The organism is Arthrobacter pascens (assembly GCF_030815585.1).
Taxonomy (GTDB): domain Bacteria; phylum Actinomycetota; class Actinomycetes; order Actinomycetales; family Micrococcaceae; genus Arthrobacter; species Arthrobacter pascens_A.
Genome location: NZ_JAUSWY010000001.1, coordinates 2,910,616 through 2,930,223, shown reverse-complemented (window position 1 = coordinate 2,930,223; position 19,608 = coordinate 2,910,616). Strand labels below are relative to the sequence as shown.

Here is a 19,608-nt window from a genome sequence, read left to right as displayed (position 1 = left end):
CCTACATCGTCGATTGAGAATTTTTCTGTTGTGCTAATGCGTTTTCCCCGTTGTAATGGGGTGGGCAGCGTCATGCCGAAGAGTTTCTAGAGTGAGGAAAGCCGATGAAGGCTCTGTACAAGGCCGGGCCGCAGGCCGGATTTGAACTGGTGGACCGTCCGGAGCCGCAGGCAGGGCCTGCCGAGGTCAAAATCCGGGTGATGACCACTGGCATCTGCGGGACGGACCTCCATATCCAGGCCTGGGACGCCTGGGCGCAGGGCATCATCGAGGCTCCGCTCATCGCTGGCCACGAGTTCTACGGCGAGGTGGTGGAGGTCGGCGTGGATGTCCGTGACGTCAAAGTGGGCGACAGGGTCTCCGGCGAGGGCCACGTGGTTTGCGGAATCTGCCGCAACTGCCGCGCGGGCCGCCGGCAGATGTGCATCCACACGGTCAGTGTGGGCGTCCAGCGTGACGGCGCCTTCGCAGAGTTCGTGGTCATCCCCGAAACCAACGTCTGGGTCCATCACGGCCAGTCGGTCACGCCGGAGCTCGGTGCCATCTTCGATCCCTTCGGCAACGCCGTCCACACCGCCCTCAGCTTCCCGCTCGTGGGCGAGGACGTCCTCATCACCGGCGCGGGCCCCATCGGCCTGATGGCCATTGCCGTGGCCCGCCATGCCGGTGCCCGCAAGATCGCCATCACCGACGTTTCGCAGCCCCGCCTGGACCTGGCACGCCGCCTGGGCGCGGACCTGGCCATCGACGTCTCCACCACGCGGGTCCGGGATGCGCAGCGGGAGCTGGGCATGCGCGAGGGCTTTGACATCGGCATGGAAATGTCCGGCCACCCCACGGCATTGCCTGAGATGATCGACAACATGAACCACGGCGGCCGCATTGCCATGCTTGGCCTGCCCACCCAGTCCATCACCATCGACTGGGGCAAGGTGGTCACGCACATGCTGACGTTGAAGGGCATCTACGGCCGGGAAATGTACGAGACCTGGTACGCCATGAGTGCCATGCTGTCCTCCAACCCGGTGCTGCACGCCGGAATCTCCGCGGTGGTGACGGACAAGCTTCCCGCAGCGGAATGGGAAAAAGGCTTTGACATTGCCCGGGCCGGCCTGGGCGGCAAAGTTGTTCTCGACTGGACCGAACTCTAAGGAGCGCCATGTACACCTCGATCAAGGACCAGCTGCAGGATGAGCTGGAGGAGATCCGCACCGCCGGACTCTTCAAGACCGAACGAAGCATCAATTCACCGCAGTCCAGCCATGTCACGGCAGGGCAGATCGGCCAGCCGGGGGCCAACGTCCTGAACTTCTGCGCCAACAACTACCTGGGCCTGGCCGACCACCCGGACATCATCGCGGCCGCCAAGACAGCCATGGACGCCCGCGGCTTCGGCATGGCAAGTGTCCGTTTCATCTGCGGCACCCAGGACCTGCACCTGGAACTGGAAGCCCGCGTCTCCAGCTTCCTGGGCACGGAGGACACCATCCTCTTCTCCAGCTGCTTCGACGCCAACGGCGGCGTCTTCGAGTCGCTGTTCGGGCCTGAGGACGCCGTCATCTCCGACGCCCTGAACCACGCCTCCATCATCGACGGCATCCGGCTGTGCAAGGCGCAGCGGTTCCGCTATGCGAACCAGGACATGGCCGACCTGGAAGCGAAGCTTATTGAGGCGAAGGACTCCCGGCGCAAAATCATCGTCACGGACGGTGTTTTCTCGATGGACGGCTACCTCGCACCGCTGGAAGCCATCTGCGGCCTCGCTGAGCAGCACGATGCGCTGGTCATGGTGGACGATTCCCATGCAGTGGGCTTTATGGGCGCCACGGGTGCCGGGACGCCCGAGCACGCCGGCGTGTCCCACCGGGTGGACATCTACACCGGAACGTTCGGCAAAGCGCTGGGCGGCGCCTCCGGCGGATACGTCTCCGGCCGCAGCGAGGTGGTGGCAATGCTCCGCCAGAAGGCCCGCCCCTACCTCTTCTCCAACTCCCTGGCCCCCGCCATCGTGGCGGCCACCATCAAAGCGTTAGACCTGGTGCAAAGTTCCGGCGAGCTGCGAACCCGGCTTTTCGAGAATGCACAGCTGTTCCGGCGCCGGATGACGGAGGAGGGCTTCGAGCTCCTGGACGGCGAGCACGCGATCGTTCCGGTGATGTTCGGCGACGCCGTGCTGGCTGCCAAAGTGGCGGACCAGATGCTCCGGCATGGCGTCTTCGTCACCGCCTTCAGCTTTCCCGTAGTCCCGCGCGGCGCCGCCCGGATCCGGGTGCAGCTTTCGGCGTCACACTCAGCGGACGACGTCGAGGCTTGCGTGAGTGCCTTCGTCGCCAGCCGTGCCGCAGTAGCCGCGTAGGACTGCCGGCCCGGCCACACGGCAACTCTGCAAGGATGGACGCATGACAGCACACTACGACGTCCTGATTGTGGGCGGCGGCATAGCCGGCCTGTCCCTGGCCTCGGTGCTTGCGGGCAGCTGCAGCGTGGCGCTGGTGGAAGCGGAGCAGGAGCTGGCATACCACACGTCCTCCCGCTCCGCCCGGAACCTGATTCCCAGCTACGGCCCCGCGGTTGTCCAGGAACTGACGGTCCGCACACTGGAGCTCATGGCCGCCAGGGACGCAAAACTGCCCGAGCCCGTCCTGTCGCCACGCAGCTTTATGCTCATCGGCACGGAGGAAGCGGTGCGGGCAGAGAGCAGCGGGCATATGCGCCCCATCTCCCACGCGGAGGCCCTTGATCTGTGCCCGGCCCTGGTCCCGGAGTCTTTCTCTGCCGCAGGCCTGGACACGGGATCCTTCGGCTGTAACGCGCCCCTGCTGCTGGCGGACTACAGGCTGCGGGCGGAGGCCGCCGGAGCCGACATCATCACCGGTGCGCGGGTGCATTCCGCCCAGCGCCTGGGTTCCGGTTGGGAGATCGGGGCGGGGCAGGAAGCATTCCAGGCCGGGGTGATGGTTAACGCCGCCGGCGCCTGGGCGGACGAACTGGCAGTCATCAGCGGAGTGGAGAAGCTCGGCCTGCAGCCGTACCGGCGCACCGCGGCGATTGTCGACGTCGAACATCCGCTGCCTGAGTACAGCCCCATGGTGGCCGCCGCGGACGACTCCTTCTACTTCCGCCGCGACGGCAACGATGTGCTGATATCGCCGTCGGAGACGGTTCCCAGCGGGCCGGAGGATGCGCGGCCGCGCCCCGGGGATGTGGAGCGGCTGGTGACGAAACTCAACCGGGTGACCACGCTCGGGATCCGCGGCGTCCGGACTGCGTGGACCGGCCTCCGGACCGAGGCGGCCGACGGCATCCCGGTGGCAGGCTTCGACGCCGAGGCTCCCGGTTTCTACTGGCTGGCCGGGCAAGGAGGCTACGGCTTCCAGACGTCGGCGGCCATGGCGGAGCTGGCCGCCGCCCAGATCCTGGCAGGTCAGGGCCAGGATTCCGGCACGCATCCGGTATCCCGGACAGCGCAGGCGCTCGCCGCAAGCCGCTGGTCCATCCGGGGCTGAAGAATGGACTCATGAGCACGCTGATCACCAACATTGCCGAACTGATGACCCAGGACATGGAGCATCGGGTCCTGAAGGACGCCGCCGTCGTGATCGACGGTGAGCGGATTGAATGGATCGGGGCGGCCAGCGATGCCCCCGCGGCTGATGACGCGATGGACGCCGGTGGCCGCGCCGTGCTGCCTGGCTGGGTGGATTCCCATACGCACTTGGTCTTCGCGGGCGACCGTTCCGCGGAGTTCGAGGCCAGGATGGCAGGGGAATCATATTCAGCGGGAGGCATCGCCGTGACCATGGACGCCACGCGCCGCACGTCCGACTATGACCTCACGCGGCTGGCGATGGGGCGGGTGGCTGAGGCCGTATCGCAAGGCACCACCTACCTCGAAACCAAAACAGGGTACGGGCTGGACACCGAGCACGAAGCCCGGAGCGCCCGGATCGCTTCCACCGTGGCGGATGAAGTGACCTACCTCGGTGCCCATCTGGTCCCCGCAGGGGCTGACGCGGACGCGTACACCGAGCTGGTCTGTGGACCCATGCTTGACGCCGTCCGCCCCTATGTGCGGTGGGCGGACGTGTTCTGCGAAGAGGGTGCCTTCACCGCCGAGCAGGCCCGCCACGTACTCCAGGCCTGCCGGGACGCCGGGCTGGGCATCCGTGTACACGGCAACCAGCTGGGCGAGGGTCCCGGCGTGCAGCTTGCAGTGGAGCTGGGGGCGGCCAGTGTTGACCATGTGAACTACCTGTCGGACGGTGACGTGGCAGCGCTGGCCGGAAGCTGGTCCGGCTGGGAGTCCGGCGCCGGCGCACGCGGTACCGTGGCCACCTGCCTACCGGCGTGCGACCTCTCCACCAGGCAGCCGCTCGCCCCGGGACGTAAGCTCCTGGATGCGGGGGTGCAGCTGGCCCTCGCCTCCAACTGCAACCCGGGAACCTCCTACACCAGCTCCATGGCCTTCTGCGTTGCCACGGCAGTGCTGCAGATGCAGCTCACCGTCCATGAGGCTGTCCGGGCGGCGACGTACGGCGGGGCGCTGGCGCTGCACCGGGAGGCCGGTAACGACGCCGACGGCCAACGGGCGGTGGGATCCCTCGCCGTCGGACACCGGGCGGACCTGCACGTCCTGAATGCGCCGTCGGCAAGCCACCTCGCCTACCGCCCGGGCATGCCGCTCACGTACGCTGTATGGCGGGCGGGGGTCCGGGCGCGGTAGCCGCAGAGGGCCTGTGTGACGTTACATGATCATTTGGTGTCTGTTATGATCAGAAAACGTCACTTATCGGTGACTGTTTCACTCCGAGAGGCACCATGACCCGCACCGACCGACTCACGGCCATCCTGGACCTCCTCGCCAAAACCGGCCAGGTGGAGGTGGAGGAGATCGTCGGCCGGCTTGGCGTCTCACCGGCCACGGCCCGGCGCGATCTGGACAGCCTCGCCAAGCGGCGGCTGCTGACCCGGACCCGGGGCGGCGCCACCACGGGCGCCCTCGCCTATGACCTCCCAGGCCGGTACAACCGTGACGACCATGCTGTGGCCAAGGAAGAGATTGCCCAGGCGGCGTCTGCGCTCATTGCCCCCGGTGCGGTGATCGGGCTCTGCGGAGGCACTACCAGCACCGCCCTGGCCCAGATCCTGGCAACCCGCGAAGACCTCAACGCGCCGTCAAACCAGTCCACGCTGACAGTGGTCACCAACGCCATTAACATCGCCTCGCAGCTGGCCGTCCGGCCCAACATTAAAGTCATGGTGACCGGCGGCATCCTCAATCCACGCTCCTATGAACTGGTGGGGCCATACACCGACATCATCATGCAGAAGGTGGTCCTGGACATCGCGTTCATCGGCGTGAACGGCATTGACCCTGAGGTGGGACCGACCAACACCGGGGAGGGTGAGGCATCAGTAAATGCCCTGCTGGCCAGCAGGGCCCGTATCTCGTACGTGCTGGCGGATTCATCCAAGGTGGGCGTCCGGGCCTTCGCCACCATGGACGGCTACGAGTTCACACGCCTTATCACCGATGCCGGGATTTCGGCCAAGGACAAGGCAGCGTTCGAGGCCACGGGCACGGAAGTCATCGTTGCTCCCCACATCGCCTGAAGGCTAAAAGACCACGGGCGGCGCGTCCAAGACAGTCTCATCCACCCTGCGGTCCACCCATTGGCTGAACGGAATGTCGAGTTCGTACTTGTGCTGGTCGCTGCGGACCAGGGTCCGCACTGCAGCGTTGTCCGGATTGTTGAGCGATTCGAAGTACTCCACAGACCAGTGGAACCAGCGCATGCAGAACAGCCGCATGGTGAGTCCGTGGGTCACCAGCAGGGTGTTGGGTGCGTAGTCCGGCTTGGACCAATGCCGGTAGAGCGTCTCCATGAACGAGGAGATGCGGTCGTAGACGTCGGAGCCGGACTCGCCTTCGCGGAAGCGGTAGAAGAAGTGGCCGTAGGCGTTGCGGAGTTCCTTCTGGTCCTCGATCTCGCCGCTGATCTGGAAGTTGGCCCAGTCCTGCTCGCGGAGCCGCGGCTCCTCGATCACCCTTTCCGTGAGGCTTCCAAGGTTGAGGGCTTCGAGGGTCTGGTGGGCCCTCAGGTAGGGCGACACGTAGACACAGACCTGACGGCCGTCCAGCTCCCTCCGGATGCGTTCGCCGGCCGCCCTGGCCTGTTCCACACCCAGGGGAGTGAGGGGTATCCGGTAATCTGGGACGCGGTTGTAGATGGAGGTATCGGCGTTGGCTGCGGACTGGCCGTGCCGGATCATGATGATTTTCCCGGGCGCACTCATAAGCCCCAAGCATAAGGGCAGCTCCCGGGGCAGTGTCCTTCAGCGGCTGGCCTTCCGGGAAGAAAAGGATGGGCCAGCGCAGCGCAGTTTCCATGCTGATTCAGATCGCGGCCCAGCGTGGAGGGCAGGAATACGCCCGCGGTTTGGCCCGCGTTCGCCCGTACTCGGCTCGATAGCGGTCCGCGAGGACATGCGCGGCCAAGGCGTCGGTCGAGCCCTGCTTGCAGCCGTTGAAGCCAACGCCCGCAGCGAAGGTGTCTCGCACATGACCGGTTTCATGGATGAGCGCAACGGGGTGCCGTCGTTCTATGAGCGAACGGATATCGGATCATGCCCTTGCAAGAGCCGGTGCCACTCCTGGGGCCCTACCCGGTAACTGAATCGCACCCGGAGCCCACCTTGCTCGGGCACTGGTTCTACAAGATGGTGTAGACGGAAGCAGTCAGAAAACGACTTCTGCGGCTGCGAAGAGCATTGACCCGCTCTGATCGTCAGCCTTACAGCCGGCCCGAACTCCTGGCACCCGGGACACGGCAGCGGGCGTCCGCGTGAATGCCCTCGTTCTCGTCCTCGAACCCTCCGCCGCAGTCGGTGCATTGGAACCGGAACCCGTTCGCGATGCCGGTGTAGCGGGGGTTCTCGCTGATGGCGCGCTTCCGCGTTCCCTTGGCATCCTTCGCAGCCAGGCGTGCCGCGAGCTCTGCCGCGGGCGGGGTGCTCATCCCGCCCGCGGCACCGGGGCCAGGCCCAGGAGTACGCCGGCGGCCTCGAAGAGGACCTGACGCTGGTCCGAGGTCAGCACGCCGAGGACCCGTTCCTCGGCTTCGTTGACCGCGGCCTGGGCCTTCGTGAGCACCGCCTTCCCCTTCGGGGTGACCACCACGATGTGGCGACGGCGGTCGACCGGGCTCCGCTCACGTCGGGCGAAGCCCTGTCGCTCGAGCTCGTCGATGAGGTCGACCATCACGTTCGGGTCGATCCCCAGCGCCGTGCTCAGCTCGCGCTGGGACAGGGTCGCGTCGACCGAGAGGGTGGAGAGCACGTTGAAGTGCCTCGGCTTGATCCCTGTCGGTGCCAGTACCTGCTCGGCCGTCTCCATGACCATCTCGCCCACCTTGATCAGGCGGTATCCGATGGTCTGTGACAGCGGCGTTTGTTCTGAGATTCCCACTGCCAGCTCCTTTCTGATGGCGTTGATGACCGCTGCCGTGAACGTTGCGGACATCCATACGCCAGGCCTATCATCGATACAATCTACTATTGGCGCACACGGAGGCCTTCGATGTTCAACAATATCGGTGCCCTAGCAACACGGCGCCCCCGCCTGCTCCTCCTCGCGGCGGTGGTGTTCATCGCCCCGGGCAGCGTGCGTGGCAGCGGCGTGGAGAGCCGGCTGGGCGCGGGTGGCGTGACCGACCCCGAGGCGGAGTCGTCGCTGGTCGCCGCGGCGGTCGAGGAGCATGTCCCGCAGGCGGCCCCCGACGTCGTGCTGCTGGTCACCGCGCCGGAGGACGTGGCGGCCCCCGGCGTCGCCGTGCCCGTGCCCGCCACCACCGCGGAGGAAAGATGAATGACCCCGTCCTCGTCACCGGGGCCACCGGCCTCCTCGGCTCGTCGGTGGTGCGCCGGCTCGTCGAGCACGGCCGGCCCGTCACCGTGCTTACCCGGGACGGCGAGCGCGCCGCCCGCCTCCTGCCGCCCGAGGTGCGGGTCGTCGTCGGCGACACCGTCGACCCGGACGTGTGGGACAAGGTCCTGCCCGACGTTAGGTCGGTGGTGCACGCCGCCGCGTACTTCCGGGAGTTCTACCTGCCGGGCGCCGACCCGCGGCTCCTGTACGAGACCAACGTGACGGCGCTCGGGCGCCTCCTGGCCGTGGCCGAGCGGCACGACATCCGCACCGTCGTGCACGTGAGCTCCACCGCGGCGCTCGCCAAGGGCGAGGTGTCGGCACCCGCCGATGAGCAGTCGCCCCCGCCCGCCGACGCCGTGAACGGGTACGCGGCCAGCAAGGTCGCCGCCGAGGCGGTCGTCCAGGCGCACGTGGCGCACGGGCGCGGCCCCTCGGTCCCGCTCGTCCTCCCCGGCTGGATGTGGGGCCCCGGCGACAGCGGCCCGACGTCGTCGGGCCGGCTCTTCCTGTCGATCGCCCGAGGTGAGCTGCCCGTCCTGCCCGACGTCGGCAACAGCATGGTCGACGCACGCGACGTCGCCGAGATCTGCGTCCGTGTGCTCGACATGGGGGTCAGCGGCCGTCGGTACGTCGCCGCCGGCAGGTGGGAGCGCCTGCGCGACCTCGCCGCAGTGATCGCGAGCGAGACGGGGCGCCGCGCCCCGCACGCCCTGCCCGGCGGGCTCACGCTCGCCCTCGCGACCTCCCTCGGCACCCTCAACCGCCTGACGGGCCGCGAGGACGTCGCAAACCGGGCCGGAGCCGAGGTCCTCGTGCAGGGCGACAAGGCGCGCGTCAGCTCCGACCGGGCGCGGCGGGAGCTGGGCGTCGAGTTCCGGCCGGCTGCTGACACCCTCCACGACGAGGCCGCCTGGTACCGGGCGGAGGGGCTCCTGTGAGCCGCTCCGACGGCATCCGCACGACGATGCCGGCGAACCCGCCGGCGGACCGTACCCGAGAGGTGAAGGAACCAGCACTGATGAGCACACCACATCGCGGCAGGACCCAGGGCTTCGCCCTCGTAGACGCCGCCCTCGTCGTCCCAGCGGGGGTCGGAAGGGAAGGGCCCGCCGTGGCCGCCCCCTTGGCAGAACAGGCTCCCTGCACGGAGCTGGCGACCGCGGCAGACGAGCCCGTTCTGGACGTCCCGCCGGGCGTCGTCGACGAGCGCGGCGACATGGTCTCCCAGCTCGCGGGCGTGATGGTCGACGCCGAGCGGCTGCGGGAGATCGACGTGCCCGTCCTGTTCCCCTACGGGGAGCAAGGCGCGCGCGTGCAGCTCGTCTACGGGGAGCAAGGCGCGCGCGTGCAGCTCGTCTACGGGGAGCAAGGCGCGCGCGTGCAGCTCGGCGGCGTGCACAAGACACTGCTCGTCGGCGCACCGCCGACCACACTGGTCGAGGTGCCCGACGCCGGCCACTACTTCGACCCTGCCCGCCAGCACGAGGCAGCCCTCGACGGGCTCGCCTCCCGGCTCGACAAAGAGAGGCTCTGATGGAACGGAACGACACGCTCGGCAGGCTCGGCGAGGCCGTCACCCGGCGACCGAAGCGGGTTCTGCTCATCGGCGCCCTCTTCCTCGTGGTCGCCGGGGTCCTCGCCGCGGGCACCCTCCCGCAGCTCCAGCTCGCCCGCTTCGAGACCCCCGGGTCGCCCGCGGTGCTCGCCCAGGAAGAGCTCGCGGGCCTCGGCAGCGGCCCGCCCAACGTCACCGTGCTGGTCACGGCACGCGACGGCGACGTCGACCAGGCCGAGGTCGCCGAGGCGGCCGGCGAGGTCGAGGCGGCGCTCGCCGCCGAGCCGGGCATCGAGGACGTCTTCTCTTACTGGTCGGCCGACGACTGGGAGGTGCTCCGCAGTGGCGACGGGAGTCAGGCGCTGATCGTCGCGCGGGCCGCAGGCGACCCCACCGAGGCGCGCGCGCTCGTGGGCGAACTGTCCGCGGAGTGGTCCGGTGACCGCGGACCCGTCACAGTCGCGTTCGGCGGGCAGGAAGAGGTGTTCCGCCAGGTCTCGGACGAGGCGCGACGGGGCTTCGGCCTCGCCGAGGCGATTGTGCTGCCCGGCGTGTTCCTGCTGCTTGTCCTCGTGTTCCGTCGGGTCGTCCCCGCGGCGCTGATCCTCGCCCTGGGCATCGTCACGATCATCGGGTCGATGGGTGCGCTACGGGTGGTCGCCGCGCTGACGGACGTCTCGACGTTCGCGGCGAACCTCGTGCTCGTCATGGCGATAGCCCTGGGCGTCGACTACGGCCTGTTCGTCATCGCCCGGCACGCGGAGGGACGCGCGGCGGGCCTTTCGCCCGCGCGGGCCGCGGCCGACGCGGTGCGGGGCGCCGGTATGACGGTGCTCGTGAGCGGCGCCGCGGTGTCCGCGTCGCTGCTCGGACTCCTGCTCCTCCCGTTCCCGTTCCTGCGCTCGTTCGCGTACGCCGGCGTGGCCGTCGTCGCGACGGCGACCCTCGGCGCCGTCGTCGTCCTGCCTGCCGTGCTGGCGCTGATGGGGGAGCGGCTCGACCTGTCGCGCGCTGCCCTGCCGACCACGCCGACCGGCTGGTTCGAGCGCGTCGCGCGGCGGACCATGCGGCGCCCCGTCGTGTACACGGCGCTGGCCGGCGTGTTCGTCCTCGCGCTGGGGGCGCCGCTGCTCGGGCTGCGGGTCGGCCCGCCGGACGACCGGATCCTGCCCGCTGAGACGACCAGCCGGCAGGTCCAGGACACCATCCGGGCCGACTTCGACAGCGAGGTGGCCGACAGCCTCTTTGCCCTCCCGAGCTCGGGTGTCGCCTGGACGGCGGAGCAGTCAGCCGGGTTCGCTAAGGCGCTCTCCGCGGTCGACGGCGTCGCCGAGGCTCACGGCGGGGGCGAGCGGTACGTCGACGGCGCTGCGGCAGGTCCGTCGCCCGAGACGTTCGCGGCGCCGATCGTCGTCGTCCCGACGTCGGACCGCCTGGACGCCGATCCGTACGGGCTGGTCTCCGACGTGCGCACCGCGGCCGACGCCTGGGGTGCGGGTGCCGGCCAGGGCGCCCAGGCCGTCGTCGGCGGGTATCCCGCCGTGCTCGACGACTACCGCTCGGCGCTCGTCGAGCGGCTGCCGTGGGTGTTCCTCGTCGTCCTACTAGTGAGCACGCTCGTGCTCATGCTGTCGGTGCGCAGCATCGTGCTGCCGCTCAAGGCGGCGGTGCTCAACCTGCTCAGCCTGTCGGTCCTCGGCGGGGTGCTCGTCTGGGTCTTCCAGCAGGGGAACCTGAGCACTCTGCTCGGGTTCACCGCGACAGGAACCCTCGACCTGTCCATCCCGATCCTCATGTTCTGCGTGACGTTCGGGCTCTCCATGGACTACGAAGTGCTGCTGCTGTCGCGCATCCTCCAGGAGCACGACGCCGGCCGCCGGCTCGAGGACGCCGTCGCGCGCGGCCTGCAGATGTCGGCCCCGCTCGTTACGACGGCCGCGGGCATCCTCGGCCTGTCGTTCCTCGTGTACCTCACGTCGGGGGTCGTCTACCTCAAGATGGTCGGCCTCGGCATGGCGCTCGTGGTCCTCGTCGACGCGACGATCGTCCGGCTCGTGCTGCTCCCGGCGAGCGTGAAGCTCCTAGGCGAGGCGAACTGGTGGGCGCCGCGCTGGCTGCGGGCGCCGGAGGGGCGCCAGAGGGCGCGACGGCAGGTGGCGCCCGTGACGGTGCCGGAGCAGACGCCCGTGTAGGCGCCCGTTCAGAGCGCCGCCGAACCGCACGGGCTCGCGTGTGTGCCGGACCCAGTAGTCGCTGGTGGCCACCTCAGGTGCCGACGGGTTCGCCGGTCGCGTCGGAGACCATCGGGACGGGGGGAAGCCGGAGCTGCATCCCCTCGAAGGCCGCCCGGAGACCGTCCAGCACCGGGTCCATGTGATGCGAGTGGAACGCACGGTTCACCCCGAGCCGGACGCCCCGCACGTCGCGGCGCGCCATCGTGTCCGTCACCAGCGAAGATCCAGAAACTGCAGGCAAGATGGGAACATGTTGGTTCCCTCACGCCGTCGCCTGCGGATTGAAGTCTGGATTGTGCTGGGACTGTCCCTGGGGCAGTCCGCGGTCTACTCGGTGGTGCAGCTGCTGGATAAGATGACCCGCGCCCCGCTGGCGGAGGGCACGTCCACCCTCAACCGCTCGCAGAGCACCCGCGAATATTTTGACCTCACCTACCAGTTGCTGGACATCGTCTTCGCCCTGGTGCCGGTGCTGCTGGTGATCTACTTCCTCACGGACCAGCGGCAGTCGAGCACCGGAGCCGGGCTCCACGGCGGCTCGGCCTTCCGGAAGCTGGGGTTCGACTTCGCCCGGCCCGGCCGGGACCTGTTGCAGGGCCTCGGCCTCGCAGCGGTGATCGGGATTCCGTCCCTGGGCCTGTACGCGGCCGGCCGGGCCTTGGGAATCACCACCGCCATTATCCCCAGCGCACTCGATGCCTACTGGTGGACCGTTCCTGTGCTGATCCTGTCCGCAGTGCGTCACGCCGTGGTGGAGGAGGTCATTGTGGTGGGCTACCTCCTGGACCGCTTCGGGAAGTTCGGCTGGAGCATGCCCCTGGCCATCTTCATCAGCTCGATGCTGCGGGGCAGCTACCACCTCTACCAAGGATTCGGACCATTCATCGGCAATGCCGTGATGGGCGTGGTTTTCGCCTGGCTCTACACCAGGACCAAGCGGGTGATGCCGCTGGTCATTGCCCATGCCCTGCTGGACATCGTGGCCTTCGTCGGCTTCAGCCTCTTCGGCAAGGCTGTGGGCCTGGGCTGACTTTTGAGAACCCGGCCTTAAAGAATTCGGCCGCCATCGGTGGGTGACATCGTTGGCACCCGCTGATGGCGGCCGAAGATTGGCCGGGCATCTATCTGGTGGTGTTCTGCCCGGATGGCCGGAATCCGGCCGGAGGGAGCAATCAGATGGTGACTGCTCCGGTAGCGGTTTCGAAGGTGACGGACAGGATGCCGGGGGTTCCGTGCGGAGCCACCCAGTCAACTGCCACATCCTCGAGGGGTTTCTCGACGGGCTCGCCGAGCCACTCGGTGACCCGCTCCGCCGAACCTGCAATGGTCAGGCAGGACATCTTGACGTTGCTTTCATAGGCGTTGGACGGGTGGAGGGCGGGATCGCCTTCCCACTTGAGCATGTACGGAACCTGGGGGTCGGCGATGAGGCCCAGGATGCCGATCTGCTTCCAGACCAGTTCGCGGCCGTCCGGGAATTTGCGGTTGCCATTGACGGCGGCCCGTCCCAGTCGCTGTTCGAAGGGGGCGAGGTCCTCCACTTCGACGCACCAGCCCATCCAGCCTCCGCCGGCCGCGGACCGTGCCCGGACAGCCTGTCCGAACGGGGCCTTGTCCGATGCGGGGTGGTCAAGCACCTCCACTACTTCAAGATATTTGTGGCCGGCGAGCGGGATGATCATGTTCCGGGTTCCGAAACGGGGGTGCACTCCGCCCTTCACGGCTTCAACGCCGAGGGCGGACGAAATACGTTCGGTCGTGGCTGCCAGGCCATCGTGTTCACAGGCGTAAGAGACGTGATCCATGCGCATGCCATCATCTTGGCACTTTGTGATCCGGCTCTCAGCTAAGGGTAGCCTTACCGACTTTGACCTTGTGTCATGAGTGGACATTGCGCCGGAACCTGGACTCCGAAAGTCATAACCGGTCACACTCTTAGCCATAAGCCGCAGCTGTTTCGTACACTCGAACCAGGTCATGAGTGCCAGTGACAGCCCCGGCTTGCTGGCCGGCAACCCTCCTTCCGCGGTGGGGTGCCCCGGGTGAAGACCTGGCCTGCCGGTCACTTGACGGCGGGCAAGCGCGTAGAAAAGGTCCTCACATGACAATTACTGTCTCCCGCACAGCCGTACCTGAAAACGGAGTGGTCCGGTTCGCCTCCATCGGCGGACTGCAGCTCGAAGCCGGCGGTTTCCTGCCGGAAGTCACGCTGGCCTATGAAACGTGGGGCACGCTCAACGCGGACCGTTCCAATGCCGTCCTCATTGAGCACGCCCTGACGGGCAGCACCCACGTGACGCGGGGAGACAGCGACGAACCCGGGTGGTGGGAACAGCTGGTCGGACCCGGTGCGCCCGTGGACACCGACAAGTTCTTTGTGGTTTCCGTTAACATGGTGGGCGGCTGCTACGGCTCCACCGGACCTTCGTCACCAGCCCCGGACGGAAAGCCGTGGGGCTCCCGCTTTCCACTCGTTACCCTCCGTGACAGTGCGGCCGCGGAGGCCAGGCTCGCCGACCAGCTCGGCATCCACAGCTGGTTCGCCGTCCTTGGCGGCTCCATGGGAGGGGCGCGTGCCCTGGAATGGGCTGTCACCTATCCGGAGCGGGTACAGCGGTGTGCCGTGATTTCGATCGGAGCCGCGAGCACCGCCGAACAGATCGCTTTCGCGCAGGCACAGACTCTGGCCATCCGCCAGGATGCCAATTTCAACGACGGCGACTACTACGGCGGTCCCTTCCCGGAGGGCGGCCTGGCGCTGGCACGGCGTATCGCCCACATCACGTATCGCTCCGCCCAGGAATTCGACGGCCGCTTCGGCCGGTCAGCCCAGGCCCCGGAAACGCCATTCCAGGCGGCAGCGCTGGGGGACCGCGGCCGCTACCAGGTGGAAAGCTACCTTGACCACCAGGGCAACAAACTGGTCCGGCGGTTTGACGCCAACAGCTACATTGCCATCACCGAGGCCCTTATGAGCCACGACGTCTGCCGGAACCGGGGTTCACTGCGTGAGAGCCTTGGCCTCGCCTCAGCCCGGTTCTTTGTGGCTGCCGTGGACAGCGACCGGCTGTACTTCCCGTCCCAGTCAAGGGAGTTGGCGGCTGCCCTGCCCGGAGAGGTTGACGTGCACCTTATTGAAGCGCCCATCGGCCACGACGGCTTCCTCACCGAGATCGGCCAGCTCGGCAGCCAGCTCCGGAATGCGTTCCTGGTCTGACCGTCGATATCCGCAGGTCCAGGTGGTCAGCCGTTCATGATGTCTGAGCGCCGCTTCATGTACTCATCCATGGCCAGCTCGCCGTTGCTGTACTGCTGGTCCAGTTCGGCCAGCTTGCGGGCCCGGTAGCCCTGCGGGGCTGACGGCGGCGGGGGAGTCGCCGGGGCGGCCGGCTGCTGCTGTGGTTCCGCGTCCTGCTGAGGCAGCGGTTGCCCATACGGCGGAAACTGCTCGTTCAGCGGTGGCAGGGGATGGCTGGGCGGCAACGGCTGGGGCCTGTCGAGCTGGCGGAAGCCGCCGCTCATGTAGTCCTGCTGCGTGTAGCCGTCGCGGGGCTGGCTGTTCTGCGGGCCTGGCCCCGCACCCGGAAACTGGTCCGGGTAGCGGCCGGAAAAACTCTGTTCCTGGTTCCGGCGGTTGACGGATTTCCGGTACATCCGCATCGCCATGGGAATCACGAACGACAAAACGATGATCCAGAAAAACAGATTGTTCACGGTGCCGTGCCTCTCATATGTGTGCTTCCAGCTTAGCCCCGGACTGCACACGCACGGCCGGCGTTCCCAGGAAGGCCGCGTATCCTGCCACCGCAGTGTCCACCGCAGCATTGAACTGCTGAGCGGATGCGGACAGGCGGACATCCACTTCGCAGCGGCCGGGCAGCAGGGTATGCCGCCACGATCCGATCATCCGTCCGTCCAGCAGCACCACATGTATGGGGGCGTCAGCCGCGGGGAAGGCCGGTGCCCTGCCTCCCATATAGTGCCTGGTGGCGGAGTATCCCATGATGTATTCGTCGTAGCACTGGACCAGGTCGATTCGGGGCCGCGCCTGTCCGGCGGCCTCGCCTGTGTCCGCCCCAGGCCTGAAGTACAACGCGACGCCGTCAATCACCGTGGTGGCCAGTACAGCCGGATCGGCGTCCAAGGCATGCTGCAGGCCTTGCCGGACATCAGCCATGGTCAGGCCCGACCAGTCGGCACAGTCCTTGACGGTGGCCGGACCGCGGCTGGTGAAGTAGCGGCGGGTCAGTTCGGCGAGGGCTTCCGCCCGGGTCAAGGGCACCGCAGGCCCGGCCGGCACGCGCTCGTCGAAGAGGGCGTAGGTCTGCTTCAGCGCTCCGCCTGCACTCCGCACGGGAGAGCCGCTGGCAAGGGCCCCGCTGATCTCCGCATTCATGATCAGGTACGCCAGTTCCAGCCCTTTCGCCGCGAAACCGGCATCCTGCAGGGTGGCCGCGAGCTGCTCCCTGGTCAGATGGTTCCCGCCGCTGACAGCCTCAGCCAGGACCTGCCCGCCCCGGAGGGCCGTTGCCGCGTCAATACCCGTCCGCCGGTACATCCCTGCGTTTCCCTGGTGAAGCCGGGGTGCGGACAGCGCCATCAGCCAGCGCAGATCATCCCGGTGGACAAAATGCCAGGTGGGCCTGAGGATATGGGTGCGCAGGATCCGCCCGTCGGCTACAGCCTGTTCCACATCGGCCGCGGTGGCGGACGGTGCCCGCTGGGCCAGAGTCCAGCGGGCATACGGAAATTCCTGCGCCTGCACGGCCAGCAGGTTCCGGAGGGCATCCTCAGGGGAAGCCGCCGCCGGCTCCCGAAGCATCTGGCCGCCAAGCCGCAGCCGTACCACCTCATCCGGATCCATCCCGGGGACCATGTACTTCCGCTGCCTCGGAGGCTCGAGCTAGCGGCGGCCGGCGTCGGTGGTGCCCAGCGGACCTTCGCCGGATCCCAACGGGACCCCGGGGCCAAACACAGGTCCCGCCGTCGGGCGTTTTGCCGTGATCCCGTCACCGGACGAGCGGTGGCGCAACCGCCGTACCACCCAGGGGACGAAGTATTCACGCGCCCACACCAGGTCACCGGTGCGGGCTTCACGCCAGGTCCGTGGCGGCAGCGGCTTGGGCAGCAGCGGTTCGAGGGTGTGTTGGACGTTAAGGGAGTCAAGGACCATGGCGGCGATGGTGTGGTGGCCCAGGGGCGAAAAATGCAGCCGGTCCTCGTCCCACATCTGCGGATCGTTAAGCTGCCGGAGGGACCACATGTCGGCGATGACGGCGTCGTGGCGGGCCGCAACGGTCCGCAGGTTCTCGTTGTAGATGGCCACTTTGCTGCGGATCCGGCCAAGGACAGACGATCCCGTGTCCGGTCCGTTGAACAGCACCACGGTGGCGCCGCCCATGCCCAGGATCTGGACCACCGAATCGAGTTTTTCCGCCAGGGTATCGGGATCGCCGCCGGGACGGATGAGGTCGTTGCCGCCGGCGGAAAGCGTCACCAGGTCCGGCTTCAGGGCCAGGCACGGGGCGAGCTGCTGGTCCACGATCTGCTGGAGGAGCCTGCCGCGGACGGCCAGGTTGGCGTAGGCGAAATCGCTGTGGCCGCGGCCCAGTTCCTCGGCTACCCGGTCCGCCCAACCGCGGTAGCCGCCTGGGCTTGAAGGCTCGGGATCGCCGATACCTTCCGTGAAGGAATCTCCCAGGGCCACGTACCGGCTCCAGGGGTGGGATTCCACGGTGGCCGCGGGATTCTGCATCGCTCTTGCTTCACTCACGGTCCTATCCTGCCTTCCGCCTCTCAGCTACGCCACCGTAAGTTGTTACCGCGGGGTAACTGTAAGAATGTAAACCATGACTGACGCCAAAGTATTTCCCGCCCCCGTAATATTGTGGTCCCAGCCGGAGGACCAGCGTGCCGGAAAGCCGCTGCTGGTGCTGCTGCACGGCTACGGCGCCAACGAACAGGACCTCCTGAGCCTGGCGGACCTGCTTCCCGGAGATTTTGCCGTGGCCTCGGTCCGGGCGCCGCTGGCCATGGGGGAGGGTTTTACCTGGTTCCCGCTGACAGCGTCCATCGACTACTCACTCGACGCAGTCAAGAAGGCAACCGACTACGTGCTCGACTGGATCGACACCATCAAGGCCGGCCACTCTTCGGTGACGCTGCTCGGCTTTTCCATGGGAATGGCCATGGCCACCACGCTCCTCCGGCAGCGCCCCGCGGACTTTGCCGCCGTCGTCGGGCTTTCCGGCTTCGTGGTGGATGCCGGCGACGATCCCACGTTCCGCGACGGTGAGCTGGATGGCTCCGTCCCGCTGTTCTGGGGCCGGGACCAGCAGGATCCGGTGATCACGCCGGACAAAATCGACTTCACCATGGGCTGGGTCCGCAAACACGTCAAGCTCACCAAGGTGCTTTATACCGGCATGTGGCACGGCATTAACCAGCAGGAGATCGGGCACGTGTCCGAGTTCCTCACGCATGAGGTGCTGAAGAAGTAAGTCAGGAGGCTTCCGGCGCCACTACCCGGACGGTCTGACCGTTGACGGTGACAGTATCGCCGCTGTGCAGCTGGCGCCCACGGCGGTCATCGATCTCGCCGTTGACTTTGACGAGCCCGTTCTTGATGAGCTCCGCGGCTTCCACGCCGTCCTCCACGAGGTTGGCGAGCTTCAGGAGCTGGCCAAGGCGGATCATGCTGTCGCGGATGGGGATCTCTTCAATGTCCTGGTTGCTCATACAAGCAATGATGCCTGACATAAGGTGAATTCAATGACCCACACCGCACGCTTGCCGCTGCTCGCCGGGCTCCCGCTGGCGGTAGGGGCAGGGCTTGCTATCCCGGTGCAGGGGCGGATCAACGGTGCGCTCGGTGCCCGGCTCAATGACGGGATCGCGGCGGCGGTGGTCAGTTTCAGCACGGGCCTGGTGCTGATGATCCTGATCTCGCTGGTGCTGCCCAGGGGACGCGCCGGTCTGGCCAGGATCGTTCCCGCGGTCCGCAGCCGCGCCTTTCCCCGTGTGTACGTCCTGGCTGGCGGGATCGGGGCACTGTTTGTCTTTGCGCAGTCCTTCACCGTAGGCCTCCTGGGCGTGGCCCTGTTCACTGTGGCCACGGTGACAGGCCAGACCATGAGCGGCCTGCTGGTGGACCGGCTGGGAATCGGACCGGCCGGCAAGAAGTCCGTGACCGGCATCAGGGTCATCGGCTGCGTCCTGACCATTGCTGCTGTGGCGTGGGCGGTCTCGCCGAGGTTCGCAGCGCCCGGCGGCGCGTCCGCCGGAGGGCCGGAGACGCTGCTCGTTCCACTCCTGCTGCCCGTCCTGGCCGGGTTCCTCATGAGTTTCCAGCAGGCCATGAACGGAACCGCCACGGTGACTTACGGCACGCCGATCGCGGCCACTCTGATGAATTTTGTGGCCGGTACCGTGGTGCTGTGGATCGCGTGGGGCATCAAAGTTGCCGTCGCCGGCGCTGGGAACGCGTTGCCGGTGGACTGGTGGTACTACCTCGGCGGTCCCATGGGCTGTGTGTTCATCGGCCTGGGCGCGCTGCTGGTCCGCAGCCTGGGCGTCCTGGTCACCGGGCTGGGCATGATTGCCGGGCAGCTCCTGGGTTCGCTGGGCCTTGACCTGCTGGTTCCCGCCCCGGGCACGGTGGTGGCCCCGGCCACAGTGCTTGGCACACTGCTGACCCTGGCCGCGATTGTGCTGGCCACCCTGCCGTGGCCCCGGGGCGCCTTCCGGAGGCAGCGGCCGGTAGGCTAGGACACGCAGCTTTCTGCATCTATTCCTTCGCCCGCCCCGCCCGGCAACCAAAGGTGCAAACACCACTGGTGCCGTGGGGCCAGATAACCGCGGACCGCACCCAGCGGCCCTGTAGAAATTGG

23 protein-coding genes and 1 riboswitch are annotated in these 19,608 nt (G+C 67.4%); of the genes, 14 read left to right on the top strand and 9 right to left on the bottom strand.

Annotated features, from left to right (window positions below; genetic code table 11):
• Positions 1-104 precede the first annotated feature (104 nt).
• From tdh to QFZ30_RS13615, 5 genes are all read left to right on the top strand, one after another.
• A complete protein-coding gene (gene tdh / locus QFZ30_RS13635) occupies positions 105-1,151 on the top strand; it encodes an L-threonine 3-dehydrogenase (RefSeq protein ID WP_307077046.1) in 1,047 nt (348 codons plus the stop codon).
• 8 nt (positions 1,152-1,159) lie between these two features.
• Complete coding sequence (locus QFZ30_RS13630) at positions 1,160-2,356, top strand: glycine C-acetyltransferase (RefSeq protein ID WP_307077044.1); 1,197 nt, start codon at positions 1,160-1,162, stop codon at positions 2,354-2,356.
• A 43-nt stretch (positions 2,357-2,399) separates the two neighbouring features.
• Positions 2,400-3,506 carry an NAD(P)/FAD-dependent oxidoreductase gene (locus tag QFZ30_RS13625; RefSeq protein ID WP_307077042.1) on the top strand — a complete coding sequence of 369 codons (1,107 nt, stop codon included), beginning with the start codon at positions 2,400-2,402 and terminating at the stop codon, positions 3,504-3,506.
• Positions 3,507-3,517: 11 nt separating this feature from the next.
• Positions 3,518-4,723 (top strand): imidazolonepropionase, encoded by a 1,206-nt coding sequence (gene hutI / locus QFZ30_RS13620; protein WP_307077040.1) that lies wholly within the window; start codon positions 3,518-3,520, stop codon positions 4,721-4,723.
• A 95-nt stretch (positions 4,724-4,818) separates the two neighbouring features.
• Positions 4,819-5,613, top strand: a complete 795-nt coding sequence (locus tag QFZ30_RS13615; protein ID WP_307077038.1) for a DeoR/GlpR family DNA-binding transcription regulator — start codon at positions 4,819-4,821, stop codon at positions 5,611-5,613.
• Between the two features lie 3 nt (positions 5,614-5,616).
• Here the strand turns inward: QFZ30_RS13615 and QFZ30_RS13610 are convergent, their stop codons facing one another.
• Positions 5,617-6,297 carry a histidine phosphatase family protein gene (locus QFZ30_RS13610; RefSeq protein WP_307077037.1) on the bottom strand — a complete coding sequence of 227 codons (681 nt, stop codon included), beginning with the start codon at positions 6,295-6,297 and terminating at the stop codon, positions 5,617-5,619.
• Between QFZ30_RS13610 and QFZ30_RS22050 the strand changes: the two genes are divergently transcribed.
• On the top strand, positions 6,230-6,673 hold the full coding sequence (locus tag QFZ30_RS22050; RefSeq protein ID WP_373462843.1) for a GNAT family N-acetyltransferase: 444 nt from the start codon (positions 6,230-6,232) through the stop codon (positions 6,671-6,673). The genes QFZ30_RS13610 and QFZ30_RS22050 overlap by 68 nt on opposite strands.
• A gap of 121 nt (positions 6,674-6,794) precedes the next feature.
• Here the strand turns inward: QFZ30_RS22050 and QFZ30_RS13605 are convergent, their stop codons facing one another.
• Positions 6,795-7,019 (bottom strand): hypothetical protein, encoded by a 225-nt coding sequence (locus QFZ30_RS13605; RefSeq protein ID WP_307077035.1) that lies wholly within the window; start codon positions 7,017-7,019, stop codon positions 6,795-6,797.
• Positions 7,016-7,468: a MarR family winged helix-turn-helix transcriptional regulator gene (locus QFZ30_RS13600; RefSeq protein ID WP_307077033.1), complete on the bottom strand. Its 453-nt coding sequence runs from the start codon at positions 7,466-7,468 to the stop codon at positions 7,016-7,018. The genes QFZ30_RS13605 and QFZ30_RS13600 overlap by 4 nt, the downstream gene beginning before the upstream one ends.
• 111 nt (positions 7,469-7,579) lie before the next feature.
• On the opposite strand from QFZ30_RS13600, the gene QFZ30_RS13595 reads away from it, so the two are divergent.
• From QFZ30_RS13595 to QFZ30_RS13580, 4 genes are read left to right on the top strand one after another with little or no spacing between them, the layout of a single operon-like run.
• Positions 7,580-7,867: a hypothetical protein gene (locus QFZ30_RS13595; RefSeq protein WP_307077031.1), complete on the top strand. Its 288-nt coding sequence runs from the start codon at positions 7,580-7,582 to the stop codon at positions 7,865-7,867.
• A complete protein-coding gene (locus QFZ30_RS13590; RefSeq protein WP_307077029.1) occupies positions 7,864-8,868 on the top strand; it encodes an NAD-dependent epimerase/dehydratase family protein in 1,005 nt (334 codons plus the stop codon). Before QFZ30_RS13595 ends, QFZ30_RS13590 begins: the two co-directional genes overlap by 4 nt.
• Positions 8,865-9,464 carry a hypothetical protein gene (locus QFZ30_RS13585; RefSeq protein ID WP_307077027.1) on the top strand — a complete coding sequence of 200 codons (600 nt, stop codon included), beginning with the start codon at positions 8,865-8,867 and terminating at the stop codon, positions 9,462-9,464. Before QFZ30_RS13590 ends, QFZ30_RS13585 begins: the two co-directional genes overlap by 4 nt.
• Positions 9,464-11,677 carry an MMPL family transporter gene (locus QFZ30_RS13580; protein ID WP_307077025.1) on the top strand — a complete coding sequence of 738 codons (2,214 nt, stop codon included), beginning with the start codon at positions 9,464-9,466 and terminating at the stop codon, positions 11,675-11,677. Before QFZ30_RS13585 ends, QFZ30_RS13580 begins: the two co-directional genes overlap by 1 nt.
• 73 nt (positions 11,678-11,750) lie before the next feature.
• Here the strand turns inward: QFZ30_RS13580 and QFZ30_RS13575 are convergent, their stop codons facing one another.
• Entirely contained in the window at positions 11,751-11,960 is a 210-nt protein-coding gene (locus QFZ30_RS13575) for a hypothetical protein (protein ID WP_307077024.1), read from the bottom strand.
• Between the two features lie 9 nt (positions 11,961-11,969).
• On the opposite strand from QFZ30_RS13575, the gene QFZ30_RS13570 reads away from it, so the two are divergent.
• Positions 11,970-12,749, top strand: a complete 780-nt coding sequence (locus QFZ30_RS13570; protein WP_307077022.1) for a CPBP family intramembrane glutamic endopeptidase — start codon at positions 11,970-11,972, stop codon at positions 12,747-12,749.
• A 142-nt stretch (positions 12,750-12,891) separates the two neighbouring features.
• Here QFZ30_RS13570 and QFZ30_RS13565 read toward each other — a convergent pair whose 3' ends face one another.
• Positions 12,892-13,530: a VOC family protein gene (locus QFZ30_RS13565; protein ID WP_307077021.1), complete on the bottom strand. Its 639-nt coding sequence runs from the start codon at positions 13,528-13,530 to the stop codon at positions 12,892-12,894.
• Positions 13,531-13,692: 162 nt separating this feature from the next.
• Positions 13,693-13,808: riboswitch (SAM riboswitch) on the top strand.
• 12 nt (positions 13,809-13,820) lie between these two features.
• On the opposite strand from QFZ30_RS13565, the gene metX reads away from it, so the two are divergent.
• The gene (gene metX, locus QFZ30_RS13560) at positions 13,821-14,936 is read left to right on the top strand and encodes a homoserine O-acetyltransferase MetX (protein WP_307077019.1); all 1,116 of its coding nucleotides are present in this window, start codon (positions 13,821-13,823) and stop codon (positions 14,934-14,936) included.
• Positions 14,937-14,962: 26 nt separating this feature from the next.
• Here the strand turns inward: metX and QFZ30_RS13555 are convergent, their stop codons facing one another.
• From QFZ30_RS13555 to QFZ30_RS13545, 3 genes are read right to left on the bottom strand one after another with little or no spacing between them, the layout of a single operon-like run.
• Complete coding sequence (locus QFZ30_RS13555; protein WP_307077017.1) at positions 14,963-15,433, bottom strand: hypothetical protein; 471 nt, start codon at positions 15,431-15,433, stop codon at positions 14,963-14,965.
• A gap of 13 nt (positions 15,434-15,446) precedes the next feature.
• Positions 15,447-16,583: a winged helix DNA-binding domain-containing protein gene (locus tag QFZ30_RS13550; protein WP_307077015.1), complete on the bottom strand. Its 1,137-nt coding sequence runs from the start codon at positions 16,581-16,583 to the stop codon at positions 15,447-15,449.
• A gap of 39 nt (positions 16,584-16,622) precedes the next feature.
• A complete protein-coding gene (locus QFZ30_RS13545) occupies positions 16,623-17,474 on the bottom strand; it encodes an SGNH/GDSL hydrolase family protein (RefSeq protein ID WP_373462894.1) in 852 nt (283 codons plus the stop codon).
• Positions 17,475-17,568: 94 nt separating this feature from the next.
• On the opposite strand from QFZ30_RS13545, the gene QFZ30_RS13540 reads away from it, so the two are divergent.
• Positions 17,569-18,219: an alpha/beta hydrolase gene (locus QFZ30_RS13540; RefSeq protein ID WP_307077011.1), complete on the top strand. Its 651-nt coding sequence runs from the start codon at positions 17,569-17,571 to the stop codon at positions 18,217-18,219.
• 1 nt (position 18,220) lies between these two features.
• Here QFZ30_RS13540 and QFZ30_RS13535 read toward each other — a convergent pair whose 3' ends face one another.
• The gene (locus QFZ30_RS13535) at positions 18,221-18,457 is read right to left on the bottom strand and encodes an RNA-binding S4 domain-containing protein (RefSeq protein WP_307077009.1); all 237 of its coding nucleotides are present in this window, start codon (positions 18,455-18,457) and stop codon (positions 18,221-18,223) included.
• Positions 18,458-18,490: 33 nt separating this feature from the next.
• Between QFZ30_RS13535 and QFZ30_RS13530 the strand changes: the two genes are divergently transcribed.
• Entirely contained in the window at positions 18,491-19,486 is a 996-nt protein-coding gene (locus QFZ30_RS13530; RefSeq protein WP_307077007.1) for a DMT family transporter, read from the top strand.
• Positions 19,487-19,608 lie beyond the last annotated feature (122 nt).